3 protein-coding genes are annotated in these 4,420 nt (G+C 66.5%); all 3 read left to right on the forward strand.

The window, feature by feature from the left end:
- The first annotated feature begins 156 nt into the window (after positions 1 to 156).
- Genes AX681_RS01030 through AX681_RS01040 form a run of 3 tightly spaced genes read left to right on the forward strand, consistent with a single transcriptional unit; the run spans position 157 to position 4,278 of the window.
- Positions 157 to 3,291, forward strand: coding sequence for an isoleucine--tRNA ligase (locus AX681_RS01030; protein WP_066664292.1), 3,135 nt, complete (start codon positions 157 to 159; stop codon positions 3,289 to 3,291).
- A 14-nt stretch (positions 3,292 to 3,305) separates the two neighbouring features.
- Entirely contained in the window at positions 3,306 to 3,830 is a 525-nt protein-coding gene (gene lspA, locus AX681_RS01035; RefSeq protein ID WP_066664298.1) for a signal peptidase II, read from the forward strand.
- A complete protein-coding gene (locus tag AX681_RS01040; protein WP_082749479.1) occupies positions 3,823 to 4,278 on the forward strand; it encodes a DUF3035 domain-containing protein in 456 nt (151 codons plus the stop codon). The genes lspA and AX681_RS01040 overlap by 8 nt, the downstream gene beginning before the upstream one ends.
- The last annotated feature ends 142 nt before the right edge of the window (positions 4,279 to 4,420 follow it).

Here is a 4,420-nt window from a genome sequence, read left to right on the forward strand (position 1 = left end):
TGACTCCCCTCCCGCTTGCGGGAGGGGTCGGGGGAGGGCATGTCTCCGCAACGGTTCGCTTGCAGTCGCGCGACAGGCCCTCCCCTAGCCCCTCCCGCAAGCGGGAGGGGAACGCTCTTTCCGCCCCGCTCGCTTTCCTCTAATCGGCGCAGACCCATGACCGACACCAACGACACCGCACGCGACTGGCGCGACACCGTCTTCCTGCCGAAGACCGATTTTCCGATGAAGGCGGGGCTTGCCGCCAAGGAGCCGGAGATCCTGGCGCGCTGGGCCAAGCTTGGCCTGTACGACCGCCTGCGCGAGCAGCGCGCGGGGCGGGAGCGGTTCATCCTGCATGATGGCCCTCCTTACGCGAATGGCGACATTCACATGGGCCATGCGATGAACAAGATCCTCAAGGACATCATCGTTCGCAGCCAGTCGCTGATGGGCAAGGACGCGCCCTATGTGCCGGGCTGGGACTGTCACGGCCTGCCGATCGAGTGGAAGATCGAGGAAGCGTACCGCGCCAAGAAGCTGAACAAGGACGAGGTGCCGGCGGCGGAATTCCGCGCCGAATGCCGCGCCTATGCCGAGAAATGGGTGGCGGTGCAGCGCGGGCAGTTCGAGCGGCTGGGCGTGATGGGCGATTGGGACGATCCCTATCTCACCATGAAGTTCGACGCCGAGGCGACGATCGCGGGCGAATTGCTGAAGTTCGCGGAGTCGGGCCAGCTCTATCGCGGGGCCAAGCCGGTAATGTGGTCGCCAATCGAAAAGACCGCGCTGGCCGAGGCCGAGGTCGAATATGAGGATGTGGTGTCGACGCAGATCGACGTCGCGTTCGAGATTGTCGATGCACCGAATGCGCCGGAACTGGTCGGCGCGCATGCGGTGATCTGGACGACCACGCCGTGGACGATCCCGGTGAACCAGGCTTTGGCTTATGGGCCGGAGGTTGAGTATGTGGTCGTCACACCGATGGTCGAGGCCGTCGGGTCTACGCAGGAGCATGCCGACAAGAAGGCTGAGGGACTTGTCGCTCAACAGCTGAACATCGACCTTGAAAATGGCTACGCAGTCTACCTCGTCGCTAAGGACCTAGTGCCCGAACTTGAGAAGCGCCTGAACGATCGGGCTTCTCAAGTCGATGTGTCGAGCCTCGGTGCAGAACGTGCGCGCGTTCATCTCGAGCGGGCATGTGTTTGGCAAAATGGCCGGTTCTGGTTCTCGAAGGGGGCTCCCGTAGAAGTAGCCCCCATCCGGGGCTCCGACCTCGCCGGTGCCACTGCCCGCCACCCGATGCACCATCTCGGCGGCTTCTTTGCCAAGCCGCGCCCATTCCTGCCGGGCGCGTTCGTCACCACCGATGCCGGCACCGGCCTGGTCCATATGGCGCCCGATCATGGCGAGGACGATTTCCTGCTGTGCAAGGCGCATGGCATCGAACCCGTCTTCGCGGTCGATGATGCGGGGATGTACCGCGCCGACTGGCTGTGGCTGGGCGGTCAGGGGTCGGTGATCAACAAGAAGTTCGTCGCGGCCGACGGGCCGATCTGCACCGATTTGCGCACCGCCGGAGCGCTGCTCGCCGCATCGGACGATTTTGCGCACAGCTATCCGCATAGCTGGCGGTCCAAGGCGAAGATCATCTTCCGCTGCACGCCGCAGTGGTTCATTCCGATGGATGGCAATAAAGCCGTCGCCCCGGCGCAGGCCGGGGCCGCCAGCGGTGGCGCGGGACATGAGGCTGTGACGGGACAGGAGCCTCTGGCGGCCCCGGCCTTCGCCGGGGCGACGGGACGGGACGTCGCCGCCGAACTGCCGGGCTTTGCCGCGCCCGCCGGGTTCGGCCCGATCGTCAACCCTGCACATGGCAACGCCCCCACGCTGCGCAACCTCGCGCTCGACGCGATCGAGCGCACCCAGTGGGTGCCGGAGAAGAGCCGCAACCGCATCCATGCGATGGTCGAGGGGCGGCCGGACTGGGTGATTTCGCGCCAGCGCGCGTGGGGCGTGCCGATCCCGCTTTATGTCCATCGCCAGAGCGGCGACTATCTGCGCGACGAAGCGGTCAATGCGCGCATCCTCGACGCCTTCCGCGCGGGCGGCGCGGATGCGTGGTTCGGCGCGGATCATCAGGCGTTGCTCGGGCCGGATTACGATCTGGCCGATTATGAGGTGGTCAACGACATTCTAGACGTGTGGTTCGATTCGGGTTCGACCCACAGCTTCGTGATCGAGCAGCGGTACGGCGAGGGCGTGCGCGCCAACCTGTATCTCGAAGGGTCGGACCAGCATCGCGGCTGGTTCCAGTCGTCGCTGCTGGAGAGCGCCGGGACGCGCGGGCGCGCGCCCTATGACGCGGTGCTGACGCATGGCTTCGCGCTCGACGGGCAGGGGCGCAAAATGTCCAAGTCGCTCGGCAATGTCGTCGATCCGTTGAAGATCATCGGCGAGAGCGGCGCGGACATCCTGCGGCTGTGGGTCGCGCAGACCGATTATTTCGAGGATGTGCGCATCGGCAAGGAGGTGCTGGCGGGCACGGGCGACGCGTATCGCAAGATCCGCAACACCTTCCGCTATCTGCTCGGCGCGCTCGACGGGTTCAGCGATGCCGAGAAGGTGCGCGTCGAGAAGATGCCCGAGCTGGAGCTGTATGTGCTCCACAAGCTCGGCATGCTCGATGTCGAGCTGAAGGCAGCGGCGGAAGCGTATGAGTTCAACCGCTATGCCCGCGCGCTGTCGGACTTCATGAACGAGGACCTGTCGGCCTTCTTCTTCGATATCCGCAAGGATTGCCTCTATTGCGACGCAGCGGACAGCCCGAAGCGGCGGGCGTATCGCACGGTGCTCGACACGCTGTTCCACGCGCTGGTGCGCTATGCCGCGCCGATCCTGGCGTTCACCGCCGAGGAAGTGTGGCAGGCGCGTTATCCGAGCGAGGACGGGTCCGTCCATTTCCTCGAATGGCCCGAACTCCCGGCGCTGCCCGGCGACGATCTGATCACCACCGAGTGGGAGGATATTCGCCGCCAGCGCGAGGCGGTGACCGAGGCGATCGAGCCGCTGCGGCGCGAGAAGGTGATTCGCTCCAGTCTGGAGGCCGAGGTCACGGTGCCGAACCTGCTGCGCCCGGCGGCGGAACTGGCCGAGGTGTTCATCGTTGCCGATGTCCATCACGGGTCGGACGAAGGCGTCGCGGTCAAGCGGACCGAGCACAAGAAGTGCGGCCGCTGCTGGCGTCTGCTTCCGGAGGTTGAAGCCGATGGCATGCTGTGCCACCGCTGCGACTCGGTAGTTTCCTGAAAGACATGGCATCGATGAACCGCAACCGCACGATCGGCTTCGCCCTCGCCCTGCTGATCTTTGTCGCCGATCAGGCGATGAAGGCATGGGTGGTCGAGGGACTGGGCATCGACGCGCCGGGCAAGGCGATCGAGGTCGTATCCTTTTTCGACCTGCGCTTCGTCGCCAATATAGGGGTGTCGCTGGGCCTGCTGGCCGCAGAGACCGATACGATGCGCTGGGCGCTGGTCGCGCTGACCGCCGCGATTGCGGGCGGCGTGGGCTGGTGGATGCTGCGCGAGCAGAACCGCCACGACATGCTGGCGCTGGCGCTGGTGCTGGGCGGCGCGCTGGGGAATATCGTCGATCGGGTGCGGTTCGGCTATGTCGTCGACTATGCCGATCTGCACTTTGGCGAATGGCGCCCTTTTTTGGTCTTTAACGTCGCCGATGCTGCGATTACCATCGGCGTCCTGATCCTGCTCATCCGGGCGCTGTTCGTGCGTGAGAAACCCAAGGCCGATGACACCGGCGCCCCTGTGGAGAATGCCAATGCGTAAGTCCGTGCTTGTTGCCGCCGTGTGCGGTTCGGCGACCCTGCTCGCCAGCTGCGGCAGCAGCCTGTTGGGCGACCGCAAGCGTCCCGACGAATTCGCCGTCGCCCGTCAGGCACCGCTGGTGATCCCGCCCGACTTTGCGCTGCGCCCGCCGCAGCCCGGCGCGCCGCGTCCGCAGGATGCCGGTGGCCCGGCGCAGCAGGCGCTCGACGCGCTGTTCGGTGGCAGCGCGCAGCGCAGCGCGAGCGAGCGCGCCGCGCTCGACGCTGCGGGCGGCCGCACCGCCGCCGATCCGGGCATCCGCTCGGGCGTGGGTAGCCCCGACACCGCCGTGGTGGACAAGGGCAGCACGACTCGCGACATCATCGCTGCGCCGCAGGGCGACGGCCGCGACGCGCAGACCCAGGTCGGCACCCCCGCCCCGGCCGCGTCGCCGACGCCGCAGAACTGAGGGCGTTTCCTTATCCTCCCCCGCCAGGGGGAGGTGTCAGCGCAGCTGACGGAGGGGGAGGAAACAGCACGGCAAGAGGCTAAAGCGCACAGCCGCCCTCCCCCTCCGTCGCCTTCGGCGCCACCTCCCCCTGGCGGGGGAG

Origin of the sequence: Sphingomonas sp. CCH9-E2 (assembly GCF_001557215.1) — a bacterium.
Lineage (GTDB): Bacteria > Pseudomonadota > Alphaproteobacteria > Sphingomonadales > Sphingomonadaceae > Sphingomonas.